Source organism: Synechococcus sp. CCAP 1479/9, assembly GCF_019038535.1.
Classification (GTDB): domain Bacteria; phylum Cyanobacteriota; class Cyanobacteriia; order PCC-6307; family Cyanobiaceae; genus Cyanobium.
Genome location: NZ_JAFKRK010000041.1, coordinates 69,208 through 91,732, shown reverse-complemented (window position 1 = coordinate 91,732; position 22,525 = coordinate 69,208). Strand labels below are relative to the sequence as shown.

General features: G+C 71.1%; 22 protein-coding genes and 2 tRNA genes. 15 read left to right on the top strand and 9 right to left on the bottom strand.

Translation table 11 applies throughout. The annotated features are described in order from the left end of the window. Positions 1-37: 37 nt before the first annotated feature. A complete protein-coding gene (locus tag KUG38_RS15195; protein ID WP_216923085.1) occupies positions 38-223 on the bottom strand; it encodes a hypothetical protein in 186 nt (61 codons plus the stop codon). Between the two features lie 105 nt (positions 224-328). Further along, positions 329-399 (bottom strand) — tRNA-Cys (locus KUG38_RS15190). Positions 400-443: 44 nt separating this feature from the next. Here KUG38_RS15190 and KUG38_RS15185 point away from each other — a divergent pair. Both KUG38_RS15185 and KUG38_RS15180 read left to right on the top strand, forming a co-directional pair. Further along, positions 444-1,694, top strand: a complete 1,251-nt coding sequence (locus KUG38_RS15185; RefSeq protein WP_216923083.1) for a lipid-A-disaccharide synthase-related protein — start codon at positions 444-446, stop codon at positions 1,692-1,694. A gap of 40 nt (positions 1,695-1,734) precedes the next feature. Beyond that, on the top strand, positions 1,735-1,992 hold the full coding sequence (locus tag KUG38_RS15180; RefSeq protein ID WP_094585026.1) for a DUF8658 family protein: 258 nt from the start codon (positions 1,735-1,737) through the stop codon (positions 1,990-1,992). Positions 1,993-2,028: 36 nt separating this feature from the next. Here KUG38_RS15180 and KUG38_RS15175 read toward each other — a convergent pair whose 3' ends face one another. Beyond that, the gene (locus tag KUG38_RS15175) at positions 2,029-2,694 is read right to left on the bottom strand and encodes a ribonuclease D (protein ID WP_216916535.1); all 666 of its coding nucleotides are present in this window, start codon (positions 2,692-2,694) and stop codon (positions 2,029-2,031) included. 92 nt (positions 2,695-2,786) lie between these two features. On the opposite strand from KUG38_RS15175, the gene KUG38_RS15170 reads away from it, so the two are divergent. Continuing rightward, positions 2,787-3,338: a cofactor assembly of complex C subunit B gene (locus KUG38_RS15170; RefSeq protein WP_159820185.1), complete on the top strand. Its 552-nt coding sequence runs from the start codon at positions 2,787-2,789 to the stop codon at positions 3,336-3,338. A gap of 4 nt (positions 3,339-3,342) precedes the next feature. Next, complete coding sequence (locus KUG38_RS15165; RefSeq protein WP_216923081.1) at positions 3,343-4,218, top strand: dehydrogenase; 876 nt, start codon at positions 3,343-3,345, stop codon at positions 4,216-4,218. On the opposite strand, the gene hemF is transcribed toward KUG38_RS15165, so the two are convergent. Further along, positions 4,145-5,170 carry an oxygen-dependent coproporphyrinogen oxidase gene (gene hemF / locus KUG38_RS15160; protein WP_216923079.1) on the bottom strand — a complete coding sequence of 342 codons (1,026 nt, stop codon included), beginning with the start codon at positions 5,168-5,170 and terminating at the stop codon, positions 4,145-4,147. The two genes, KUG38_RS15165 and hemF, sit on opposite strands and share 74 nt — an antisense overlap. Before the next feature lie 226 nt (positions 5,171-5,396). Here hemF and KUG38_RS15155 point away from each other — a divergent pair, with 226 nt between their 5' ends. From KUG38_RS15155 to KUG38_RS15120, 8 genes are all read left to right on the top strand, one after another. Continuing rightward, positions 5,397-6,503: an Mrp/NBP35 family ATP-binding protein gene (locus KUG38_RS15155; RefSeq protein WP_216923077.1), complete on the top strand. Its 1,107-nt coding sequence runs from the start codon at positions 5,397-5,399 to the stop codon at positions 6,501-6,503. Between the two features lie 4 nt (positions 6,504-6,507). Beyond that, positions 6,508-7,776 (top strand): rod shape-determining protein RodA, encoded by a 1,269-nt coding sequence (rodA, locus tag KUG38_RS15150; RefSeq protein WP_216923076.1) that lies wholly within the window; start codon positions 6,508-6,510, stop codon positions 7,774-7,776. After that, the gene (locus KUG38_RS15145) at positions 7,767-9,170 is read left to right on the top strand and encodes a sensor histidine kinase (protein WP_216923074.1); all 1,404 of its coding nucleotides are present in this window, start codon (positions 7,767-7,769) and stop codon (positions 9,168-9,170) included. Before rodA ends, KUG38_RS15145 begins: the two co-directional genes overlap by 10 nt. A 103-nt stretch (positions 9,171-9,273) precedes the next feature. Further along, the gene (locus KUG38_RS15140) at positions 9,274-9,705 is read left to right on the top strand and encodes a photosystem I reaction center subunit II PsaD (protein WP_094585018.1); all 432 of its coding nucleotides are present in this window, start codon (positions 9,274-9,276) and stop codon (positions 9,703-9,705) included. 68 nt (positions 9,706-9,773) lie between these two features. After that, entirely contained in the window at positions 9,774-11,339 is a 1,566-nt protein-coding gene (locus KUG38_RS15135) for an anthranilate synthase component I family protein (RefSeq protein ID WP_216923073.1), read from the top strand. Continuing rightward, the gene (gshA, locus tag KUG38_RS15130; protein ID WP_216923071.1) at positions 11,336-12,499 is read left to right on the top strand and encodes a glutamate--cysteine ligase; all 1,164 of its coding nucleotides are present in this window, start codon (positions 11,336-11,338) and stop codon (positions 12,497-12,499) included. The genes KUG38_RS15135 and gshA overlap by 4 nt, the downstream gene beginning before the upstream one ends. 26 nt (positions 12,500-12,525) lie before the next feature. After that, positions 12,526-15,531 carry a phosphoenolpyruvate carboxylase gene (gene ppc / locus KUG38_RS15125; RefSeq protein WP_216923121.1) on the top strand — a complete coding sequence of 1,002 codons (3,006 nt, stop codon included), beginning with the start codon at positions 12,526-12,528 and terminating at the stop codon, positions 15,529-15,531. Positions 15,532-15,547: 16 nt separating this feature from the next. Beyond that, positions 15,548-16,027: an N-acetyltransferase gene (locus KUG38_RS15120; protein ID WP_216923069.1), complete on the top strand. Its 480-nt coding sequence runs from the start codon at positions 15,548-15,550 to the stop codon at positions 16,025-16,027. On the opposite strand, the gene KUG38_RS15115 is transcribed toward KUG38_RS15120, so the two are convergent. Further along, positions 16,028-16,101: transfer RNA gene (locus KUG38_RS15115), tRNA-Arg, on the bottom strand. A gap of 91 nt (positions 16,102-16,192) precedes the next feature. Here KUG38_RS15115 and recF point away from each other — a divergent pair. Together recF and speD are read left to right on the top strand one after the other, a co-directional pair. Then, complete coding sequence (gene recF / locus KUG38_RS15110) at positions 16,193-17,284, top strand: DNA replication/repair protein RecF (RefSeq protein ID WP_216916559.1); 1,092 nt, start codon at positions 16,193-16,195, stop codon at positions 17,282-17,284. 88 nt (positions 17,285-17,372) lie between these two features. Beyond that, on the top strand, positions 17,373-17,864 hold the full coding sequence (gene speD / locus KUG38_RS15105; protein WP_216923067.1) for an adenosylmethionine decarboxylase: 492 nt from the start codon (positions 17,373-17,375) through the stop codon (positions 17,862-17,864). A 61-nt stretch (positions 17,865-17,925) separates the two neighbouring features. Here the strand turns inward: speD and larE are convergent, their stop codons facing one another. Further along, on the bottom strand, positions 17,926-18,795 hold the full coding sequence (gene larE / locus KUG38_RS15100; RefSeq protein ID WP_216923065.1) for an ATP-dependent sacrificial sulfur transferase LarE: 870 nt from the start codon (positions 18,793-18,795) through the stop codon (positions 17,926-17,928). Between the two features lie 71 nt (positions 18,796-18,866). On the opposite strand from larE, the gene KUG38_RS15095 reads away from it, so the two are divergent. After that, the gene (locus KUG38_RS15095) at positions 18,867-20,030 is read left to right on the top strand and encodes a cob(I)yrinic acid a,c-diamide adenosyltransferase (RefSeq protein WP_216923062.1); all 1,164 of its coding nucleotides are present in this window, start codon (positions 18,867-18,869) and stop codon (positions 20,028-20,030) included. Positions 20,031-20,039: 9 nt separating this feature from the next. Here KUG38_RS15095 and KUG38_RS15090 read toward each other — a convergent pair whose 3' ends face one another. The 3 genes from KUG38_RS15090 to KUG38_RS15080 form a co-directional block, all read right to left on the bottom strand. Continuing rightward, a complete protein-coding gene (locus KUG38_RS15090) occupies positions 20,040-20,711 on the bottom strand; it encodes an ion channel (protein WP_216923060.1) in 672 nt (223 codons plus the stop codon). Positions 20,712-20,832: 121 nt separating this feature from the next. After that, a complete protein-coding gene (moeB, locus tag KUG38_RS15085; RefSeq protein ID WP_216923058.1) occupies positions 20,833-22,002 on the bottom strand; it encodes a molybdopterin-synthase adenylyltransferase MoeB in 1,170 nt (389 codons plus the stop codon). A 22-nt stretch (positions 22,003-22,024) separates the two neighbouring features. Further along, positions 22,025-22,492, bottom strand: a complete 468-nt coding sequence (locus KUG38_RS15080) for a M67 family metallopeptidase (RefSeq protein WP_353617838.1) — start codon at positions 22,490-22,492, stop codon at positions 22,025-22,027. Between the last annotated feature and the right edge of the window lie 33 nt (positions 22,493-22,525).

The following is a 22,525-nucleotide window of genomic DNA, read 5'->3' as shown; positions in this document are numbered from 1 at the left end:
GGGACTGGATGACGGCGGGCCGATCACCAACATCCGTTCACCAATTGCCGACTCTTTTGAGTGCGGTGTAATACTCAATGATGGCATCCTCCAGAATCGCCCTGGGTGTGGAGGGAAGCTGAATTCTTTCGCGATAGGCCTGGATCTTTTCAAGCATCTCCAGACATTCCTCGCTGAGCAGAGCCACGAACGGATCCGGCTCTTCCGGGGAATTGGCTTCCACCGCAGTCCTCATCGGCATGTCCGGTGCAGTCTGCCACCCATGGGAGGTCACCGTGCCGGCCGCCCACACGATGGGGAGCGGCCAGGAGACCCCCGGTTGTTGCAGAGGCGGCACCCAGATTCGAACTGGGGATAAAGGATTTGCAATCCTCTGCCTTACCACTTGGCCATGCCGCCTGCCGGGGAGCAAACTCCCCGCAGCGGATCGTATCAGCCATGGCATGTCCTCCCCCCGTCTGCTGGTTCTGAGCAACGGCCATGGGGAGGATCTGATCGCCCTGCGGCTGATCGAGGCCCTCAGGCGGCAGGCCCCCGGGCTGGAGGTCGCCGTGCTGCCGCTGGTGGGGGTCGGCCAGGCCTACGCCGGCGCCGAGGCGGCCGGGGAGCTGCGGCGGGTGGGCCCACGGCAGCCGCTGCCCAGCGGCGGCTTCAGCAACCAGAGCCTGACGGGGCTGCTGAAGGACCTGGCGGCCGGGCTGCCGCTGCTCAGCTGGCACCAGTGGCGGATCGTGCGGCGCTGGGGCCGGCAGGGTCTGCCGATCCTGGCGGTGGGCGACCTGCTGCCCCTGCTGCTGGCCTGGGCCGGGGGCGGCCCCTACGGCTTCCTCGGCACTCCGAAGAGCGACCACACCTGGGCCTCACCGGCTCCGGCCGGTTGGGGCCGCTCCCCCCTGGCCGATGGCTACCACCGGGCCAAGGGCAGCGAATGGGATCCCTGGGAATGGGCCCTGATGGGCCGGCGCCGCTGCCGGCTGGTGGCGGTGCGGGATCGCCTCACCGCCCGGGGGCTGCGGCGCCACGGGGTGCGGGCCGTCGCCCCGGGCAATCCGATGATGGATGGCTTCGCCCCCGCCCCGCCGCTGCCCCTCTGGCTGCAGGGACGGCGCCGCCTGCTGCTGCTGCCCGGCAGCCGCCTGCCCGAAGCCCTCGGCAACCTGCGCGGCCTGCTGGCGGCCCTGCCGGCGCCCGAGGGGTCCCCAGCGATCAGCGTGCTGCTGGCCACCGGCTCCCGTCCCGACGCCGCCGAACTGGCCGCCCCCCTGACGGCGGCGGGCTTCGTCCCCGGCACACCGCCGGAGGGCTCCGGGGCCACGGCCCTCTGGCGGCGGGGCCCCCTCGAGCTGCTGGTGGGTCCGGGCCGGTTCGCAACCTGGGCGCCAATGGCGGAGCTGGGGCTGGCCACCGCCGGCACCGCCACCGAACAGCTGGTGGGGCTCGGGGTGCCGGCCCTGTCGCTGCCGGGGCCAGGGCCCCAGTTCAAGGCCGGCTTCGCCCGCCGCCAGAGCCGGCTCCTGGGGGGAGCGGTGCAGCCCTGCCACGGCCCAGCCGAGCTGCGCCAGCGGCTGCTCGCCCTGCTGGCCGACGACGGTGAGCGGGCCCGGCTGGGCCGCATCGGCCGGCGCCGCATGGGAGCGGCCGGCGGCAGTGCCCGGCTGGCGGCCCTGATCCGGGAGCGGCTGCTGCCGGGGTAGGGGGATGATGGGGCCGACCGCCCCCTTGTCCTCCGCACCGATGCCCGGCATCCCCGACCGCAGCTTCAACGCCGCCTGCGGTCATCTGGCCACCCAGCTGGGCATCAGCCTGGCGGCGGCCCGCCGGCGGGTGGAGATCCTGGCGGCCAAGGAAGGGTTGCGGGACACGGCCGGCAAGCTGGCCCTGGCAGAACGCCTGCTGGAGGAAACCAGGGCCAGTGGCCTCGACCGGGGTCAGCTGTTCGACGGCCAGCTGCGCTCGGTGGGGGAGGACGACCTGTTCATGATCGAGGACTGAGCGGCCCCACAGGCGGGCCGCCCAGCGGGCCCGGACTCAGTGCTCGAACACCTGGTTGAACCGTTGCCGGTCGAGGGCGGAGAAGACGGGCACGCAGGCGAAGCAGCGGCGGGCCAGCTCCCAGCGCTCCTCGCGGCGCAGCATCACCTCCAGCCGGTCCCGGGCGGCCAGCAACCAGCGCACGTCACCGGCGGCATAGGCCAGCTGGGTGTCGCTGAGCTCCTCCACCCGGCCCCAGTCGGAACTCTGGGCCTGCTTGTCGAGCTCCACCCCCACCAACTCGTTGACCACGTCCTTGAGGCCATGGCGAGGGGCGTAGGTGCGGGCCAGGCGGCTGGCCACCTTGGTGCAGAAGACGGGGTCCACGGCGATGCCGAGGTTCTCCGCCAGCGCCGCCACATCGAAGCGGGCGAAGTGGAACACCTTCTCGATGGCCGGGTTCTCGCACAGGGCCTTCAGCCGCGGCGCCTGCGTCTGGCCCCGGGCCACCCGGATGCAGCAGACGTTGTCGTCGTCGTCGCAGATCTGGACCAGACAGAGGCGGTCGCGCCCATGGATCAGCCCCATGGCCTCGGTGTCGATCGCCAGGGCCCGGGCCTTGCCGAACAGCTCCGCCCAGGCGGCGTCGAGGTCGTGGTCGAAGACGGCGAAACGGGCCGGCGGACCGGGGCTGGCACTGCCGCTGGAGGGGGTCTGGGCCATGGGGGAACAGGGGGGAGGCGGCCATCGTCGCCCACGGCGGCCGCCGACCGGGCCGGCCGGGCCAGAATGCGGGCCCGAAAGGCTGCGCCGCCATGCCCACCCTGGGTTCCACCCTCCTGCTCACCCTGTTGATGGCCATCGGCCTGGTCTTCTTTCTGAGGGCCGCCAGCAAGGACCGCACCACGGTGGTGGACGTGCACTCCCCCCAGCCGCCGGTGCAGGTGCTCGACGGCCTCTCCGACTGGCTCACCGCCCGGGGCTGGCAGACCGAGGCCGGCGATCCCGAGCGCCAGCTGCTGCGCTTCCGCGGCCAGGTGCGCTCCAGCCTGCCCCTCGCCCTGCTGCTCTCGCTGCTGGGCAGCGTCGGGGCCGCCTGCCTGGGCCTGGTGCTGCGCCAGGTGCTGCCCTCCCTCGGCTGGTGGCCCCTGCTGCTGGCCCTGGTGGGGCCCCTGGCCGGAGTGATCTACCGGCGCCGGGCCGCCCGGCCCGAGAGCCTGGAGATGCGCCTGATCAGCGGCGACAGCGACGGCGGCAGCACCCTGCGCCTGCGCGCCCACCGGGACGAACTCATCGCCATTGAGCGGGAACTGGGCCCCGGGCTCCAGCTGGCCAGCGACGGCTCCCTGCTCTCCTCGCCGATCTGAGCCCATGGGTTTCCGACGTCCGACCTGGCTGCTGGGGCCGGCCCTGCTGATCGGCAGCCTCGGCCCCCTGGCTCCGCTGGCCCATGGCGCCGAAGCGGCCGTGCCGGCCAGCCCGATCCAGGCGCCAGTGCTGGCCAGCCTCGATCCGATCACCGGTCCCCGCAGTCGTCTGGGGCGGGACTGGATCGGCACCCGCCCCGTCGATCCGGACACCCCGATCCTGGTGCTGGCCGGCCATGCCGATTCCCAGGGGATGAACGGCGCCGGCACCAGCGGTGCCGCCGTGGCCGCCGGGGCGCCGCCCATGTACCAAGGCATCAGCGACGAGCTCTACTGGAACATGGTCGTCGCGGAGGCGGTGGTGACCCTGGGCCAGCAGCGGGGGCTGCGCATCAGCTCCTACCGCCCCCCCTTCCGCACGATCCCGGACGGCAACCACCCCAGCACCAACTGGAGCGTGGGCCGCCAGCACGCCGCCAGCGGCGGCTATGCCCTGGAGATCCACTTCGATGCCTGGGGCCCCGACGGCATCGGGTCGGGGCTGATCCCGCCCCTGCATCGCCCCTTCGGCTCCCTCGACGAAAGCCTGGCCGTGGCCTTCGGCGGTTTCCCCATGGCCTTCCGCGGCGGCCTCGGGGGGCCGAGGCGCGGCATCGCCCTGCTGGAGGTGGGCAAGCTGGAGGGCCAGCTGGAGCGCTCGCTGCGCAACCCGGCCACCCGTTCCGCCACGGTGATGGCCATCGCCGAGCGGATCGTGACCGCCCTCGAGGTGGGCCTGGGCCGCAGCCCGGCCACCGCCATGCCCCTCAGCCCACCGCCTGGTGGGGTCGGCAGCGCTCCTCCAGGGAAGGGTCTTCAAGCCAGTTCTGCGGACGAGTGAACAGGTCGGTCAGCAGGGCCTCGCGGCTGCCTTCGGCAGCGGTGTAGCCGTACTCCCAGCGCACCAGGGGCGGCAGCGACATCAGGATCGACTCGGTGCGGCCGTTGGTCTGCAGGCCGAAGATCGTGCCCCGGTCGAACACCAGGTTGAACTCCACGTAGCGGCCGCGGCGGTAGAGCTGGAACTGGCGCTCCACCTCTCCCCAGGGCAGCCCATGGCGGCGCTCCACGATCGGCACGTAGCTCGGCAGGAAGGCGTTGCCGCAGGCCGAAGCCAGGGCGAACAGCTGTTCCCAGTTCTGGTGGAGCGGCCCGACGGCCGCGCTGGCCGCCGCCGCCGGGCCCTCGGGGTCACCGCCCTTGTAGAGCACCCCGCCGGGATCCTGATAGTCGTAGAAGATGCCACCCACGCCGCGGGTCTCGCCCCGGTGCTTGAGGAAGAAGTATTCGTCGCACCAGGGCTTGAACACCTTGTAGTAGGCCGGATCCACCCCGTCGCAGGCCCCCTTGAGGGTGCGGTGGAAGTGGCGGGCGTCCTCCAGGAAGGGGTAGTAGGGGGTGAGGTCGGCGCCGCCGCCGAACCACCACACCGGCCCCGCCTCGAAATAGCGGTAGTTGAGGTGCACCGTGGGCACGTAGGGGTTGCGGGGATGCAGCACCATCGAGGTGCCGGTGGCGAACCAGCGGTGACCCTCCGCCTCAGGTCGCTGGGACAGGATCGAGGGGGGCAACCGCTCGCCCTCCACCTCGGAGAAGTTGACGCCGCCCTGTTCGAAGACGCGGCCCTCCTTCATCACCCGGGAGCGGCCGCCGCCGCCCTCGGGTCGCTCCCAGCTCTGCTCCTCGAAATCGGCCCCGCCATCGAGGCTGGCGAGACCCGCACAGATCGAGTCCTGCAGGCCCATCAGCAGGGCCTTGGCGCGGCTGCGGGAATCGGCAGGTGGCATCTCCATGGAACGGCAGCGCGGCGGACGCGGAACATCCGCACACCTTTTCAGCCCGTCGGGGGGTCCCACAAGGGTTCGAGAGCGTCTGTCACGGGCTCGGGAAGGGGCCGCGGGGCTCCCGTAGGGCCACTCCAGGGCCACTCCAGGGCCTCCGCAGCAGCTCCCGGCCGGCCCGACCGGCCCGGGGGGCCGCCCCTAGGATCGCCGTCCAACCCGACCCTGACGCCGCCGAATGGCCAGCGCCGACACCCTCCTCGAGGCCCTGCAGCCACTCCGCGACGCCGGCAGTGGCCGCAGCCTGCTGGAGCTGGGCTGGATCAGTGACCTGCGGCATCAGGGCAGCCGGGCCGTGTTCCGCCTCGCCCTGCCCGGTTTCGCCAACAGCCAGCGGGAGCGCATCGCCGCCGAGGCCCGCAGCGCCCTGCTGGCCGTGGAGGGCATCAACGACGTTCAGATCGAACTGGCCCAGCCCGCCCCCGCCCCCTCCTCGGGCCCGATCGGTGCCGCCGGCCACGGCCCCGGCGGGGCCCAGCTGCCGGAGCGGCAGGGCATCCCCGGCGTGCGCCAGGTGATCGCCGTCAGCAGCGGCAAGGGGGGCGTGGGCAAGAGCACCGTGGCGGTGAACCTGGCCTGTGCCCTGGCCGCCTCCGGCCTGCGGGTGGGCCTGCTCGATGCCGACATCTACGGGCCCAATGCCCCCACCATGCTGGGCGTGGCCGACCGCAGCCCCCAGGTGTCGGGCAGCGGCAACGACCAGGTGCTGGAGCCGATCGAGACCTGCGGCATCGTCATGGTGTCGATGGGCCTGCTGATCCAGGAGAACCAGCCGGTGGTCTGGCGCGGGCCGATGTTGAACGGAATCATCCGCCAGTTCCTTTATCAGGTGAACTGGGGCGAAAGGGACGTGCTGGTGGTGGATCTTCCCCCCGGCACCGGCGACGCCCAGCTCACCCTCGCCCAGGCCGTGCCCATGGCCGGCGCGGTGATCGTCACCACCCCCCAGCTGGTGTCGCTCCAGGATGCCCGCCGCGGCCTGGCGATGTTCCTGCAGATGGGGGTGCCGGTGCTCGGGGTGGTCGAGAACATGACCGCCTTCATCCCCCCCGATCTGCCCGATCGCCGCTACGCCCTGTTCGGCAGCGGTGGCGGCCAGCGGCTGGCCGACGAGGCGGGCGTGCCCCTGCTGGCCCAGCTGCCCATGGAGATGCCCGTGCTCGAGGGCGGGGAGCGGGGCTTGCCGGTGGTGCTGTCGGCACCGGGCTCGGCCAGCGGCCGCGCCTTCACCGAACTGGCCGAACGGCTGAGTGCCGGCTGCGCCCTCAGCCCGGCCCTCGCCTGAAGCCATGGCGGTCCTCAGCCCCCGGCGCGGTGGGTTCGCCGCCAAGGGGCCGAAACGGCGGGGCCCCGGCTTCGACCCCCTCCTCTGGGGCATCCCCATCGCCCTCACCCTGCTGGCGGGGGCCCTGATCGCCAGCACCCAGCGCCAGCAGGCCACCACCGACTGGTACCAGCACTGGATCACCGCAGGGGTGGGGCTGGTCATCGCCCTGCTGCTGGCCCGGGTGCCCCTGGACCGCATCGCTCGGTTCCAGTGGCCGATCTACGTCCTGATGGTGGTGAGCCTGATCGCGGTGCGGGTGATCGGGGTCAGTGCCCTCGGGGCCCAGAGCTGGATCAACATCGGCGGCTTCTACGTCCAGCCCTCGGAGTTCGCCAAGGTGGCGGCGATCCTGCTGCTGGCGGGGGTGCTCTCCAAGTACCCGGTGGAGCGGCCGATCGATCTGCTGCGACCTGTGGGGATGATCAGCGTGCCGTGGCTGCTGGTGTTCGTGCAGCCGGATCTGGGGACGTCGCTGGTCTTCGGTGCGGTGCTGCTGGTGATGCTGTTCTGGTCGGGCATGCCCGCCACCTGGCTGCTGCTGCTGCTCTCGCCCCTGTTCACCGCGATCATGGCCGGCACCCTGCCCTGGCTGCTGCTGGGCTGGATCCCCCTGATGGGCTGGGTGGCCTGGCGCTCCCTGCCCTGGAAAAGGATCGGGCTGTCCCTGGTGCTGGCTGTCCAGGGACTGTTCGCCGTGGGGACCCCCTGGCTGTGGGAGCACGGACTGCGGCCCCACCAGCGGGCCCGGCTCACCCTGTTCCTTGATCCGGCCCAGGATCCCCTCGGCGGCGGTTACCACCTGCTGCAGAGCAAGGTGGGGATCGGCTCCGGCCAGCTGTGGGGCACCGGCCTGATGAACGGCTCCCTCACCAAGCTGCGCTTCATTCCCGAGCAGCACACCGACTTCATTTTCAGCGCCCTGGGGGAGGAAACCGGCTTCATCGGCTCGATGCTGGTGGTGGTGGGCTTCGTGGTGCTGATCTGGCGCCTGCTGCAGATCGCCGGGCGGGCTTCCAGCGACTACGAGTCCCTCGTGGTGGTGGGCATCGGCGCCATGCTGATGTTTCAGGTGGTGGTGAACATCAACATGACCATCGGCCTCGGACCCATCACCGGCATCCCCCTGCCCTTCCTCAGCTACGGCCGTTCGGCCATGCTCGTCAACTGCATCAGCCTCGGGCTCTGCGCCTCCGTGGCCCGGCGCAGCCGCAGCCTGCGGCGATGGTGGTGAGCCTGGGGGACCTGCGCCGCCTGCTGGCGGCCGGGGTCCCGGCCGGGCGGGGGGATGAGGACAGCGTGCGGCGCCAGTGGTGGGCCGCCCTGGCCACGGTGCAGGCGGACCTGCTCGGGGCCTTCCCTCCCCAGCCGGGGGTGTGGCTGGCGGCCCCCCTGCCGGCCCTCTACGAACCCGCCCTGCTGGAGTGGCTGGACGGCTGGGTCTGGACGCCCGCCGAGGTGGGCAACCTGATGCCCCCGGGGTTGCCGCTGCTGCCGGGGATGGCGCCCCTGCCGGCCGCCCACGGCACGCCTCCCAGGGGAACGGCGGGCCGGCCAGGGGGCTTCCAGCGCCTCAGCCTGCGGGAGGAGGACGGCACCGATCCGCTGCTGGTGCTGATCACCCCGGTGCTGCAGGTGGCCCTGGCCCTCGACGGCCCTCCGCAGGAGCGCCGGCTGGTGGTGCGCTTCGACGCCCCGGTCCTCTCGGCCGCCCTGGAACTGCTTGATCGCCGCCTGGCCCACGACGATCCGGCCGCGGGCCTGGGGCTGCGCCGCCGTCTGCAGCTGCTGGGCCCGCTCAACAACGATCCCGATCTGGGCACCCGCTTCTGGCCCCTGCTGGCCCAGCGCCTGGCCGCCATGGCCCCCAGCGTCACCCTGCAGCCGCTCGTGCACGGCGAGAAACGCAGCGAGGGCGGCGACGCCGTCAGCAGCGAACTGGCCCTGCTCGAAGCCCTCACCCACGAGGTGCGCACCCCGCTGGCCACGATCCGCACCCTGATCCGCTCCCTGCTGCGCCGCACCGACCTGCCGTCGGTGGTGCGGCAGCGGCTGGAGCAGATCGACGGCGAGTGCAGCGAACAGATCGACCGCTTCGGCCTCATCTTCCTGGCGGCGGAACTGCAGCGCCAGCCCGGCAGCGGCCAGCCCCTGAGCGACAGCGAACTGGCCCGCACGGACCTCAGCCGGCTGCTGGTCCAGTTGGAGGAGCTCTGGCAACGCCAGCTGGGGCGCCGCGACCTGCGGCTGGTGCTCGAGATCGCCCCCGACCTGCCGCCGGTAATGAGCGATCCCAGCCGGCTGGAGACCATGCTCGGCGGACTGATGGACCGGTTCAGCCGCAGCCTGCCCAGCGGCAGTGAAGTGCGGCTGCGGCTGCTGCCGGCGGGCTCCCGGCTGAAGCTCCAGCTCAGCAGCGACGACCCCGAGAGCCGTGAGGCGGATGGGCTGGCGGCGGCCGTGCCGATGCCGGTGGGCCCGGTGCTGAGCTGGAACCCGGAGACCGGCAGCCTGCAGCTCAGCCGCCAGGCCACCCAGCGGCTCTTCCACCGCCTGGGGGGCCGGCTCACCGAACGGGGCGGCAGCAACCTGACCGTGTTCTTCCCGGCCGCCGAGCGCGGCGGCTGAGGCGGCGACAGCCAGGTTTGTTGACGGGTGTGAAGAGTCCGCCGGGGGTACTCGGAAGCCCAAAACCACGGTGCTAGTTTCCGCCTGAAACGGTCTTCAAGCCATGCCTGAAACGGCCCTCAACGGTCAACTCCCGAAGTACATCGGCAGCACTGGTGGCTTGCTGAACTCCGCCGAAACCGAGGAGAAGTACGCCATCACCTGGAGCAGCAGCAAGGCCCAGGTGTTTGAGCTGCCCACCGGTGGCGCCGCTGAAATGAACGCAGGCGAGAACCTCATGTACTTCGCCCGCAAGGAGCAGTGCCTGGCCCTCGGCACCCAGCTGCGCACCAAGTTCAAGCCCCGGATCGAGGACTACAAGATCTACCGGATCTACCCGGGCGGCGACACCGAATTCCTGCACCCCAAGGACGGCGTCTTCCCCGAGAAGGTCAACGAAGGCCGCGCCATGGTGGGCCACACCCCCCGCAGCATCGGCGCCAACCCCAACCCCGCCAGCCTCAAGTTCAGCGGCAAGGCCACCCACGAAGCCTGAGCCTGGCCGGCCAGCACCTATAACGGCGGGGCCGAGAGCCCCGTTTTTTTTGCCTGCCTGTCGCCGTGATGCCCGGTTCTGATCGCAGCGCCTTCCTCGCCCGGATCGCCGGTGGGGAGGCAGGCGCTGACTTGGCCGTCAATCTCCTGCCCCTCTGGAAGCGCTGGCCCGCCGACCTCGAGACCCCCCTGACCACCTGGCTGAAGGTGGGGGCGGGCGGCAGCCATGGGGTGCTGCTGGAATCGGTGGAGGGGGGCGAGCAGCTGGGCCGCTGGAGCTTCGTCGTCACCGACCCGCTCTGGACCCTCACCTGCCGCGGTGACCGGGGCGAGAGGCGCTGGCGCGATGGCCGCAGCGAACAGCTCCAGGGCAGCCCCTTCAGCCTGTTGCGGGAGGCGCTGGCCCCCCTGCGCCCCGGCCCGGTGGAGGGCCTGCCGGCGGTGGCCCAACTGTTCGGCTTCTGGGGCTACGAGCTGATCCGCTGGATCGAGCCCAGCGTGCCGGTCCACGACGCCCCGGACGGGGCCCCGCCGGACGGCTGCTGGATGCTGGCCGACAGCCTGCTGGTGTTCGACCAGGTGAAGCGCCAGATCACGGCGGTGGCCTACGTGGACCTCTCCGCAGGGGCGGATCCCGGTGAGGCCTACGACCGGGCCGCGGCCCGCATCGCGGCCCTCGAGGCCCGCATGCACGCCCCGTTGCCGGCCCACGTCAAGCCGCTGGCCTGGCACGAGGCGAGCGGTGCCGAGCTGGCCACCCGCAGCAACCGGGACCAGGAGGAGTTTCAGGGTGCGGTGGCGGCCGCGGCCGAGCACATCGCCGCCGGCGACGTGTTCCAGCTGGTGCTGAGCCAGCGGTTCGAAGCACGGGTGGCCCACGACCCCTTCGATCTCTACCGCAGCCTGCGGATGGTCAACCCCTCGCCCTACATGGCGTTCTTCAACTTCGGCGACTGGCACCTGATCGGCTCCAGTCCCGAGGTGATGGTGAAGGCGGAGCCCTGCGCCGAAGGCGTGAAGGCCTCCCTGCGGCCCATCGCCGGCACCCGGCCCCGTGGCGCCGATGACGCCCAGGATGCGGCCCTGGCCGAGGAGCTGCTGGCCGATCCGAAGGAGCGGGCGGAGCACGTGATGCTGGTCGACCTGGGCCGCAACGACCTGGGCCGGGTCTGCCGGGCCGGCACGGTGCAGGTCACCGAACTGATGGTGATCGAGAAGTACTCCCACGTGATGCACATCGTCAGCGAGGTGGAGGGGCTGCTGACCGAGGATCACGACATCTGGGACCTGCTGATGGCGTCTTTCCCGGCGGGCACCGTGAGCGGAGCCCCCAAAATCCGCGCCATGCAGCTCATCCATGCCCTCGAACCGGATGCCCGCGGGCCCTATTCGGGCGTCTACGGGGCGGTGGATCTGGCCGGGGCCCTCAACACGGCGATCACGATCCGCACCATGGTGGTGCTCCCCCACCCCGAGGGCGGCTGGCGGGTGCAGGTGCAGGCCGGCGCCGGGATCGTGGCCGACTCCCGCCCGGAAGCGGAGTACCAGGAGACCCGCAACAAGGCGCGCGGCATGCTCAAGGCCCTGGCCTGCCTGGAGCCGGCCGTGGCCGACGGGGCCGACGCGACGCCATGAGCGCTCCCCTGCTGCTGAAGGGCTTCGAAGTCGAGATGTACACCGGCCGGGCCGACGGCACGGTGGTGGGCTGCTCCGCCGAAGCGGCCGCCGCACTGGCGGGGTTCATGACCGAGCCGGATCACCGCAACCTCGAGTACGTCACCCCGCCGGAGGCCTCCTACACCGCCCAGCTGGAGCTGCTGCTGGAGCCGCGCCGCCGCCTGCGCCACTGGCTCCAGCCCCGCCGGCTCACCCTGCTGCCGGGCAGCACCCTGAGCCTGGGGGACAGCCGCCGCTTCGAGCGCTCCGACCCCGACAACCCTTACCACGCCTACATCGAGGCCACCTACGGCACCCGGGTGGTGACCGCCAGCGTCCACATCAACCTGGGCCTGACGGACATGGACGCCCTGTTCGCGGGCCTGCGCCTGCTGCGCTGCGAAGCCTCCCTGCTGCTCGCCCTCAGCGCCAGCTCCCCCTTCCTCGACGGAGAGGTCACCGGGGCCCACTCCCAGCGCTGGCTGCAGTTTCCGATCACGCCCCCCCTGGTGCCCCTGTTCCGGGACCACGGCCACTACATCGACTGGATGGAGGAGCAGCTGGCCGCCGGGTCGATGCGCAACGTGCGTCACCTCTGGACGTCGGTGCGGCCCAACGGCGACGACCGGCCCCATGGCCTCAACCGCCTGGAGATCCGCATCTGCGACCTGATCGACGATCCGCTGCTGCTGCTGGCGGTCACTGCCTTCACCGAACTGCGCCTGCAGCAGCTGCTGCAGGATCCCTTGGGCCAGGACCCCCTGGCCGCCAGCCGGTTCGGGGCCGCTGAACTGGAGGCCATCGCCGACGCCAACGAACGGGCGGCGGCCCGCACCAGCCTCCAGGCCCGGCTGGTGCACTGGCGCACCGGGGAAACACTGGAGGCCCGCGCCTGGATCGCCGACGAGCTGGAGGCGATGGCGCCGCTGGCGGCCGAGCTGGGGCTGACGCGCTGGTTGGCGCCGCTCCACGACCTCCTCGCCGGCGGCAACCAGGCGATGCGATGGCTGGAGCGCCATGGGCGCGGCGAAAGCATCGGTGCGATCATCGGCAGCGAGGCCGTGGCGCTTGCGTCGCGGGAGAAGGCGCTGGACGCATGGCTGGCGACAGAAGCAGCCGAGGTTCCTGGAGGATCATGAACAGCACCCCCGCGCCCACCGCCCCCATGCGGCTCCACCTGACCGAGCCTTCGGTCGTTCCCGCCGAGGCCTCACCCGGGGTGATCCGACTGCTCACCGAGCGGCTGGAGCTGGTGGAGGATCTCTGGCAGACGGTGCTGCGCAGCGAATGCCCCCCAGAGCAGGTGGAACGCCTGCTGCGGCTGAAGGAACTGAGTGGTCCGGTGGCGCCGGGCCTCGACCCGGAGGCCAGCTCCGCCGTCGACACCGACGGCATCGTGGCGCTGATCAAGGCCATGGACCTGGCTGAGGGGATCGCCGCGGCCCGGGCCTTCTCCCTCTACTTCCAGCTGGTCAACATCCTCGAGCAGCACATTGAGGAGGACAGCTACCTCGAAAGCATCAAGCGGGCCCCCGCCCCCGCCAGCAACGATCCCTTCCTGCCGCCCCTGGCCAGCCAGAGCGACCCGGCCACCTTCCGCCAGCTGTTCGAGCGCCTGCGGGCCCTGAACGTGCCACCGGGCCAGCTTGAAGGCCTGCTGCGGGAACTGGACATCCGGCTGGTGTTCACCGCCCACCCCACCGAGATCGTGCGCCACACCGTGCGCCACAAGCAGCGGCGGGTGGCGGCCCTGATCCAGAAGCTGCAGGAGAACGGCCAGGGCAACCCGGACGACAACGACCGGCTGCGCCAGCAGCTGGAGGAGGAGATCCGGCTGTGGTGGCGCACCGATGAGCTGCACCAGTTCAAGCCGTCGGTGATCGATGAGGTCGACTACGCCCTCCACTACTTCCAGCAGGTGCTCTTCGACGCCCTGCCCCAGCTGCGCCAGCGCATCCGCGCCGCCCTGGCGGCCAGCTACCCCGACGTGCAGCCCCCCCGGGACGCCTTCTGCACGTTCGGCTCCTGGGTGGGCTCCGACCGGGACGGCAACCCCTCGGTCACCCCCGATGTCACCTGGCGCACGGCCTGCTTCCAGCGGCAGCTGATGCTGGCCCGCTACATCCAGGCGGTGTCGGTCCTGCGCGACCAGCTCAGCATTTCGATGCAGTGGAGCCAGGTGAGCGCCGCCCTGCTGGAATCCCTCGAGATGGACCGGCTGCGGTTCCCGGAGATCTACGAGGAGCGCGCCGCCCGCTACCGGCTCGAGCCCTACCGGCTGAAGCTCAGTTACACCCTCGAACGCCTGCGGCTCACCCAGCAGCGCAACCAGCAGCTGGCCGAGGCGGGCTGGGAATCCCCCTGCGACGGCTCCTCCGGCCACGAGGCGGGGCTGAGCAGCCTGATGGAGCCGGCCCCGCCCCAGGAACTGCATTACGCCTCGGTGGAGGAATTCCGCACCGACCTGGAGCTGATCAAGGAGAGCCTGGATGCCACCGGCCTGAGCTGCGAAGCGCTGCAGGATCTGCTCAGCCAGGTGCACATCTTCGCCTTCTCCCTGGCCAGCCTCGACATCCGCCAGGAGAGCACCCGCCACAGCGACGCCATCGACGAGCTCAGCCGCTACCTGCTGCTGCCGGTGCCCTACGGGGAAATGGACGAGGAGCAGCGGGTGGAATGGCTGCTGAGCGAACTCAAGACCCGCCGGCCCCTGCTGCCGCCGGCGGCCCGCTGGAGCGCCCCCACCGCCGAGACCTTCGCCGTGTTCCGGATGCTGCAGCGGCTGCAGCAGGAGTTCGGCCAGCGCATCTGCCGCACCTACGTGATCTCCATGAGTCACACGGTGTCGGACCTGTTGGAGGTGGTGCTCCTGGCCAAGGAGGCGGGGCTGGTGGATCCGATGGCCCAGAAATCGGCCCTGCTGGTGATCCCCCTGTTCGAGACGGTCGAAGACCTGCAGGGGGCCCCGGCCGTGATGGGGCGGCTGTTCGCCGATCCCTTCTACCGCCAGTTGCTGATCAGCAACAGCGACGGCGAGCAGCCCCTCCAGGAGGTGATGCTGGGCTACTCGGACAGCAACAAGGATTCCGGCTTCCTCTCCAGCAACTGGGAGATCCACCGGGCCCAGATCGCCCTGCAGTCGCTGGCCGACGCCCACGACGTCGCCCTGCGCATCTTCCATGGTCGCGGCGGCTCGGTGGGCCGGGGCGGCGGCCCCGCCTACCAGGCGATCCTGGCCCAGCCCAGCGGCACCCTGAAGGGACGCATCAAAATCACCGAGCAGGGGGAGGTGCTGGCCTCCAAGTACTCCCTGCCGGAACTGGCCCTGTACAACCTGGAAACGGTCACCACCGCCGTGCTCCAGAACAGCATGGTCAGCACCCCGGTGGACGACACCCCCACCTGGAACGTGCTGATGGAGCGGCTCGCGGCCCGCTCCCGCGACCACTACCGGGCCCTGGTGCACGACAACCCCGACCTGGTGGCCTTCTTCCAGCAGGTCACACCGATCGAGGAGATCAGCAAGCTGCAGATCTCCAGCCGGCCGGCCCGGCGCAAGAGCGGCGCCAAGGATCTCTCCAGCCTGCGGGCCATCCCGTGGGTGTTCGGCTGGACCCAGAGCCGCTTCCTGCTGCCCAGCTGGTACGGGGTTGGCACGGCCCTGCAGGCCGAGCTCGATGCCGACGGCGAGCAGATGGAGCTGCTGCAGCTGCTCTACCAGCGCTGGCCGTTCTTCCGGATGCTGATCTCCAAGGTGGAGATGACCCTCTCCAAGGTCGACCTGGAGCTGGCGGGCCATTACGTCACCTCCCTGGGGCGTCCCCAGAACAAGGAGGTGTTCGCGCAGATCTTCGAGGCGATCGCCAGTGAGTTCGCCCTCACCCACTCCCTGGTGCTGCGCATCAGCAACCACAGCCGGCTCCTCGACGGCGACCCGGCCCTGCAGCTCTCGGTCGATCTGCGCAACCGCACGATCATCCCCCTGGGCTACCTGCAGGTGGCCCTGCTGCGCCGGCTGCGGGAGCAGAAACGGCAGCCGCCGATGAGCGAGGGGCCCGGCGACGGGCCTGGGGGCGGCGGCGACGGCCGCACCTACAGCCGCAGCGAGCTGCTGCGCGGCGCCCTGCTCACCATCAACGGCATCGCCGCCGGCATGCGCAACACGGGCTGATTCCCTGGACTCTCTGTTGATCCCCTTTCGCAGCCAGCCCCCGACTCCCCGCCTGCGGGAGGGCTACGCCCTGCTGCAGCAGCACGACCCCGATCCGGCCAGCCTCAACCGCCTGCTGGTGGCCTGCGGGGATGTCTCCCGCAGCCCGGACCGATGGGAGCGGGTACTGGCCCGCAGCACCTGGCATCTGGTGGTGCTCAACCCCGGCGGCCAGCTGGTGGGCTTCGTGCGCGCCACCAGTGACCAGGCCCTCAATGCCAACCTCTGGGACCTGGTGGCCGATCCGGGCGACCCCTGCCGGGATGAGGTGATCGCGGCCCTGGTTCAGGCCGCCCTGGCCCGCCTGCGGCGGGAACTGAGCGGTTGCAGCATCTCCCTGTCCGCCCCGCCCGAAGCGGTGACGGCCCTCACCCGGGCCGGGTTTGTGGTCGACCCCGGAGGGATCCGGGCCATGGGTCTCGACCTGCGGAGCGGACGAGAGGAGGGACTGGGCTGACGAGCATGGAGGGACTCGAACCCCCGACATTCAGAACCGGAATCTGACGCTCTATCCAACTGAGCTACATGCCCTGCCACGGCGCTTCCGGCCCCCTGGGGAACCTTGGCCTCCGATGGCGGTACCTTAGCGGCTGACCGCCCCAGAACCATCCGGCTGCACCGCCTGGACCTCCGGCACTTCCGCAACATCGACGGCCTGCAGCTGACACTGGAGGCACCCCGGCTGCTCGTCATCGGCAGCAACGGCCAGGGCAAGTCGAATCTGCTGGAGGGGGTGGAACTGCTCACCAGCCTGCGCTCGCACCGCTGCAGCGTCGACCGGGATCTGATCGGCCACGGTCACCCCTTCAGCCGGCTGGGCGCCCTCACCGATGAAGCCGACAGCCTGCAGCTGGAGCTGCGGCGCAGCGGCGGACGCCAGGCGTTCCGCAACGGCAAGCGGCTGGAGCGGCAGCTCGACCTGATCGGCCCCCTGCGCTGCGTCGGCTTCAGCGCCCTCGACCTGGACCTGGTGCGGGGCGAGCCGGCCCTGCGGCGCCAGTGGCTGGACCGGGTGGTTCTGCAGCTGGAGCCGGTCTACGGCGCCCTGTTGAGCCGCTACGGGCGGCTGCTGCGGCAGCGCAGCCAGCTGCTGCGCCGCGGCCTGGGCGCCGGCCAACAGCCGGAGCTGCTGGAGGCCTTCGATGCCCAGATGGCCCTGGTCGGGGCGCGCCTGCACCGCCGCCGCCAGCGGGCCCTGCGGCGCCTTGAGCCACTGGCGGCGGCCTGGCAGCAGCGCATCGGCGGGGCCGGCGAACCGCTCCAGCTCGACTACATCAGCGGCACCGTGCTGGCCGAGGCCAGCGACGAGGAGGGCCCCTGGCGCCAGGCCCTGGAGGAGCAGCTGCGCCAGCAGCGGCCCCAGGAGGAGCGGCTGGGCCAGTGCCAGGTGGGTCCCCACCGGGACGAGGTGGCCCTGCTGATCGGCGGCCAGGCCGCACGGCGTTACGGCTCCGCCGGCCAGCAGCGCACCCTGGTGCTGGCCCTGAAGCTGGGGGAGCTGGAACTGGTGGGCCAGGTGGTGGGTCAGCCGCCGCTGCTGCTGCTCGACGACGTGCTGGCCGAACTCGACCCGGGGCGCCAGCAGCTGCTGCTGGAGGCAGTGGGGGACGGCCACCAGTGCCTGGTCAGCGCCACCCACCTGGAGGCCTTCAGCACGGGCTGGCGGGCCCGCAGCCAGGTGGTGGAACTGCGCAGCGGGGCGCTGGTGGCCTGAGGCCCGAACTCCCTGCTGCCGCAGGCAGCCTGGCGAACCTCAGTTCCGCGCTCCGGCGCGTATGGTGAGGCCTGTTTGACCGGATTCGATGAACCAGACCCTTTCCAGCCTGCATCCCAACCCGGGATGGAAGCCCGCCTCCCCCACCCACGCCATTGCAAGCCCCGTCTCCGCCCCTGGCGACACCACCGACGCGGTAGGGAAACACTGCATCCTCGAGCTCTACGACTGCGATTGCGCAAGGCTCGATGACGAAGCTTTCCTCAGGGACACCATCACGACAGCAGCCAGACGCGCTGGTGCCACCCTGCTCAACCTGATCACCCACCGCTTCGAACCCCAGGGCGTCACGGGCCTGGCGTTGCTGGCGGAGTCCCACATCTCCATTCACACATGGCCCGAATCGGGCTATGCGGCCGTGGACGTGTTCACCTGCGGTGACCACACCATGCCGGAACGGGCCTGCCAGGTCCTGTGGGAGGAGCTGGGCGCCGGCCGCCACAAGCTCACCAGCTTCCGGCGCGAGACTCCCGAGGCCCTGATCGACAGCCAGAGGGAACCCCACCTCGCCAGCGCCTGAGCGCCGGTGAATCCAGCACCAACTGCCGGGGACACCCTCCCCGGCAGATTTTTTGCGTCCATCACTGCTCCGGCGCCAGGGCACGGTTGAGCTTGCCGCTGATCAGCCCCTCCAGGTCGAGGGCCACGGCGGTGAACCCCATGTCCCTGAACGCCCCCACCAGCTCGGGGCGAAGCTCTCCATGGGCCAGACGCTCCAGCGCCGCCGGCAACCCGGCCGCGGGGATCTCGATGCGGGCCGTCTCACCCTGGCTGCGCACCCGCAGCTCGGGGAAACCGTGCCGTCGCAACCAGTCCTCGGCGGCGGCCACCCGGGCCAGCCGGGGGGCGTCGATCGGCTCGCCGTAGGGGAAACGGGAGGCGAGACAGGGCTGGGCCGGTTTGTCCCACCAGGGCAGCCCCAAGGCACGGGAGAGCTGGCGCACCCCCGCCTTGTCGATGCCGGCCTCGGCCAGGGGGGAGCACACACCGAACTCCCGGGCGGCCCGGATTCCGGGCCGATGGTCGCCCAGGTCGTCGAGGTTGACGCCATCGAGCACCTGGGCCCCCTCAGCGGCGGCGGCGATCGGGGCCAGCAGCCGGTGCAGCTCCCGCTTGCAGGCATAGCAGCGGTCCTGGGGGTTGCTGGCGTAGGCGGGGTCGGCCAGTTCCGCGGTGGCCACCTCCCGGTGGCGCAGGCCCAGCCAGCGGGCCTGGTCGCTGGCCTCCCGGCGCAGGTGGGGGGCCAGGGCCGGCGAGACGCCGGTGATCGCCAGGGCCCGCTCCCCCAGGCGGTCGCCGGCCAGGGCGGCCACCAGGGCGCTGTCGACACCGCCGGAGTAGGCCACCACCACCTGGGCGAAGCTGTCGAGCTGGCGGCAGAGGTCCTCCAGGCCCCGCTCCAGCGGGGCCGGCAGGGCTTCGAGCAGGTTGAGGCGGCCGGGTGCGGGCATGGGGTAGATCCTGGCAAGGCTGGGTAGCATCCAGACCAGATCCGCCCGCCGATGCTCCCCACCGCCCGCCGATGACCCCCGCCGCCCGCAGCACCCAGACCCCACAGCGCGGCACCGGACGGGGCATCGGCATCCGCACCGCCGCAGACAGCGACGAGCGGGCCCACGGGCAGTTGCACGTCTACGACGGGGAGGGCAAGGGCAAGAGCCAGGCGGCCCTGGGGGTGGTGCTGCGCACCATCGGGCTGGGCATCTGCGAGCAGAAGCGCACCCGGGTGCTGCTGCTGCGGTTTCTCAAGGGCCCCGGCCGCGCCTACGACGAAGACAGCGCCATCGAGGCCCTGCAGCAGGGCTTCCCCCACCTGATCGACCAGGTGCGCACCGGCCGGGGTGACTACTTCAGCGCCGCGGAGGCCACCCGTTTCGACCATCAGGAAGCCCAGCGGGGCTGGGACATCGCCAAGGGGGCGATCGCCAGCAACCTCTATTCGGTGGTGGTGCTCGACGAGCTCAACCCCGTGCTCGACCTGGGCCTGCTCGACACCGAGGAGGTGGTGCGGACCCTGGCCACCAAGCCGGCGGGGATGGAAATGATCTGCACCGGCCGGGGGGCACCGCGCCAGCTGGTGCAGCTGGCCGATCTGCACTCGGAGATGCGGGCCCACAGCGGACCCCAGCAGGGTCTGGAGGGCCTGGAGATCTACACCGGCGAAGGCAAGGGGAAATCCACCAGCGCCCTGGGCAAGGGGCTGCAGGCCATCGGCCGGGGCATCAGCCAGGACAAGAGCCATCGGGTGCTGATCCTCCAGTGGCTCAAGGGCGGGGCGGGCTACACCGAGGACGCGGCCATCGCCGCCCTGCGGGAGAGCTACCCCCATCTGGTGGATCACCTGCGCTCGGGACGCGACGCCATCGTCTGGCGCGGCCAGCAGCAGCCGATCGACTACGTGGAAGCGGAGCGGGCCTGGGAGATCGCCCGGGCCGCCATCGCCAGCGGTCTCTACAAGACCGTGATCCTCGACGAGCTCAACCCCACCGTGGATCTGGAGCTGCTGCCGGTGGAGCCGATCGTCCAGACCCTGCTGCGCAAGCCCACCGAAACCGAGGTGATCATCACGGGCCGCTGCAAGAGCCGGCCGGCCTACTTCGACCTGGCCAGCGTCCATTCGGAGATGGTGTGCCACAAGCACTACGCCGAGCGGGGCGTCGACCTCAAGCGCGGCGTCGACTACTGAAGCTGCCGCTCAGGGCTGCCCGGGCCCATCGACCCGGTCGAGGCCCAGTTCGTCCTCCTCGAGCATCTCCACCTCCTCCGAGGCGATGAAGCGACCCAGCAGCAGGCCCACCAGCAGGGCCACGTACAGGGTGCTGGCGACGCTGAGCAGGATGACGAAGCGCTCCCCCACCGCATTGGCCGGCAGCACGTCGCCATAGCCGACGCCGGCGATGGTGACGAAGCTGAAGTAGGTGAGCCGGTCGAGCATCAGCTGGTTACTGGCGGCCGCCCCGAGGCTGAAGCTGCCGGGCACGAGCACCTGGGTGGCCGTGGCGAGCACCCCACCGGTGAGGCCCAGATGCAGATAGCCCGCGGCGGCGCCGGCCATCACCTGCACGTTCACCCGCGGCACCCGGGCCAGCAGACGCACCAACCGGATGGAGGTGGCCAGGAAGAAGAGGCTCAGCAGCACCATCTCCACGCCGCGGAACAGGCCGCCGTGCCAGGTCCCGGTGAGCACCGGCAACCAGAGTCCGGCGCCCCCCACCACCCCGACCCCCCGGAAGATCTCCTGGCGCAGCCTGGCGTAGCTCACCCCGGAGATCACCGGCAGGGTGAGGATCGACTGCAGGATCAACAGATTGAAGACCAGGGCCAGAAGGACCTGGCCCGGCCAGCCCCGCGTGGCCGTGAGCGGCATCACGAGGATCGGCAGCAGGGCCGAGAGAAGGAGCGGCAGGAAGCGCTTCTCCAGGGCGATCAGGCGCCGGGCTTCGGCGCGACGGCGCTCCAGCCACCGCTGCCTGGCGGGGGAGAGGGGATCAGTAGCGCGGAACGTCAGGATCCACCTCCTGGCTCCAGGCGTCGATCCCGCCCTGCACGTTCACCCCTTCGATGCCGTGGCGCCCCAGGGCGATCAGGGCCTTGGCGGAACGGCCGCCCAGCTTGCAGTGGACATACAGCCGCTTGCCGTTCGCCAGGCGCCGCACCTCCTCGATCGCCTCGCCGCTCTCGATGCGATCGAGGGGCACCAGCACCGCGCCGGGGATCACCGCGATCTCCGCCTCGGGGGGATTGCGGACATCAAGCAGCAGCAGGTCGTCCTGGGGGCCATCGAGCAGCGTCTTGAGTTCGCTCACGCTGATGGTGGCCACGCTGCCCGCCTCCTCCTGGCCGGGGGCCGAGCCGCCCACGCCGCAGAACTCCTGGTAGTCGATCAGCTTGTCGATCACGGGACGCTCCGGGTTGGGGCGCAGCTTCAGCTCCCGGAAGCTCATCTTGAGGGCATCGAAGAGCAGCAGGCGGCCGCTGAGGCTGGTGCCGATGCCGGTGATCAGCTTGACCGTTTCGGTGGCCTGGATCACGCCGATGATTCCGGGCAGCACCCCCACCACACCCCCTTCGGCACAGGAGGGCACCATGCCCGGCGGCGGCGGCTCGGGGAACAGGTCCCGGTAGTTGGGGCCTCCCTGGTCGTTGAACACCGTGGCCTGGCCCTCGAAGCGGAAGATGGAGCCGTAGACGTTCGGCTTGCCCAGCAGCACGCAGGCGTCGTTGACCAGGTAGCGGGTGGGGAAGTTGTCGGTGCCGTCGCAGACGATGTCGTAGCCGGCGATGATCTCGAGGGCGTTCTCACTGGTGAGCGCCGTTTCGTAGAGATCCACCTGGCAGTGGGGGTTGATCTCATGGATCCGGGCTTTGGCGGATTCGATCTTGGGCTTGCCCACCCAGCTGGTGCCGTGGATCACCTGGCGCTGGAGGTTGCTGTGGTCCACCACGTCGAAGTCGACGATGCCCAGGCGGCCGACGCCGGCGGCGGCCAGATAGAGGAGCAGGGGCGAGCCGAGGCCGCCGGTGCCGACGCACAGCACCGAGGCCGCCTTGAGCCGCTTCTGCCCCTCCATGCCGATCTCGGGCAGGATCAGGTGGCGGGAGAAGCGCACCACCTCATCGGGGCTGAGCTGGACGGCGCTGGTGTCGGGAGGAAGCATGGCGGTGGAGATCCACGACGCACTAACCGTCCATTCTCCACGCCAACCGCCGGGGGCTGCCCTGCTCCGGCAACCACCAGCAGGCCAGGGACCAGGGCCCGTCCCCAGCCGCCGCCGACGCGGCGGGGCCATCGGCCTGCCCCAGGATCAGCATCAGGGTGGGGGCGAAGGCGAGGGAGCGATCCAGCGCCGAGGGCACCGGGACCGAGAGCGGGTGGCTGTGGGCCGACCCCAGCACCGTGAGTCCCCGGGCCCGGGCCCATTTCTGCGCCTGCAGCTGCTCGCGGGGATCGAGGGCGAAGCGGCGGCGGCGCTCCGGCGGCGGCTCCCAGACGTTGAGACAGGGCCAGGCCTGCTCGACGCGCCACGGGTCGCAGCGACCCAGCAGCAGGGCACACCCCTCCTCGGGGGCGGCCGCCAGCAGGACGGCCTCCAGCACCGTCAGCGCCTGCCGACCGAGGCACAGCTCCTCTGGCGTCTGTGGGGTCACACCGGTACGTTATGCATCATTCCGTCAGGAGAC

Excerpts from the sequence above, each read along its gene's own strand:
- speD (WP_216923067.1), top strand. The coding sequence starts at position 17,373 with ATGAACCAGACCCTTTCCAGCCTGCATCCCAACCCGGGATGGAAGCCC.
- KUG38_RS15135 (WP_216923073.1), top strand. The coding sequence starts at position 9,774 with ATGCCCGGTTCTGATCGCAGCGCCTTCCTCGCCCGGATCGCCGGTGGG.
- KUG38_RS15145 (WP_216923074.1), top strand. The coding sequence starts at position 7,767 with ATGGTGGTGAGCCTGGGGGACCTGCGCCGCCTGCTGGCGGCCGGGGTC.
- KUG38_RS15165 (WP_216923081.1), top strand. The coding sequence starts at position 3,343 with ATGGGTTTCCGACGTCCGACCTGGCTGCTGGGGCCGGCCCTGCTGATC.
- larE (WP_216923065.1), bottom strand. The coding sequence starts at position 18,795 with ATGCCCGCACCCGGCCGCCTCAACCTGCTCGAAGCCCTGCCGGCCCCG.
- KUG38_RS15175 (WP_216916535.1), bottom strand. The coding sequence starts at position 2,694 with ATGGCCCAGACCCCCTCCAGCGGCAGTGCCAGCCCCGGTCCGCCGGCC.
- hemF (WP_216923079.1), bottom strand. The coding sequence starts at position 5,170 with ATGGAGATGCCACCTGCCGATTCCCGCAGCCGCGCCAAGGCCCTGCTG.
- KUG38_RS15095 (WP_216923062.1), top strand. The coding sequence starts at position 18,867 with ATGACCCCCGCCGCCCGCAGCACCCAGACCCCACAGCGCGGCACCGGA.
- KUG38_RS15090 (WP_216923060.1), bottom strand. The coding sequence starts at position 20,711 with ATGCCGCTCACGGCCACGCGGGGCTGGCCGGGCCAGGTCCTTCTGGCC.
- moeB (WP_216923058.1), bottom strand. The coding sequence starts at position 22,002 with ATGCTTCCTCCCGACACCAGCGCCGTCCAGCTCAGCCCCGATGAGGTG.
- KUG38_RS15140 (WP_094585018.1), top strand. The coding sequence starts at position 9,274 with ATGCCTGAAACGGCCCTCAACGGTCAACTCCCGAAGTACATCGGCAGC.
- KUG38_RS15155 (WP_216923077.1), top strand. The coding sequence starts at position 5,397 with ATGGCCAGCGCCGACACCCTCCTCGAGGCCCTGCAGCCACTCCGCGAC.
- KUG38_RS15180 (WP_094585026.1), top strand. The coding sequence starts at position 1,735 with ATGCCCGGCATCCCCGACCGCAGCTTCAACGCCGCCTGCGGTCATCTG.
- KUG38_RS15185 (WP_216923083.1), top strand. The coding sequence starts at position 444 with ATGTCCTCCCCCCGTCTGCTGGTTCTGAGCAACGGCCATGGGGAGGAT.
- gshA (WP_216923071.1), top strand. The coding sequence starts at position 11,336 with ATGAGCGCTCCCCTGCTGCTGAAGGGCTTCGAAGTCGAGATGTACACC.
- ppc (WP_216923121.1), top strand. The coding sequence starts at position 12,526 with ATGCGGCTCCACCTGACCGAGCCTTCGGTCGTTCCCGCCGAGGCCTCA.
- rodA (WP_216923076.1), top strand. The coding sequence starts at position 6,508 with ATGGCGGTCCTCAGCCCCCGGCGCGGTGGGTTCGCCGCCAAGGGGCCG.
- KUG38_RS15170 (WP_159820185.1), top strand. The coding sequence starts at position 2,787 with ATGCCCACCCTGGGTTCCACCCTCCTGCTCACCCTGTTGATGGCCATC.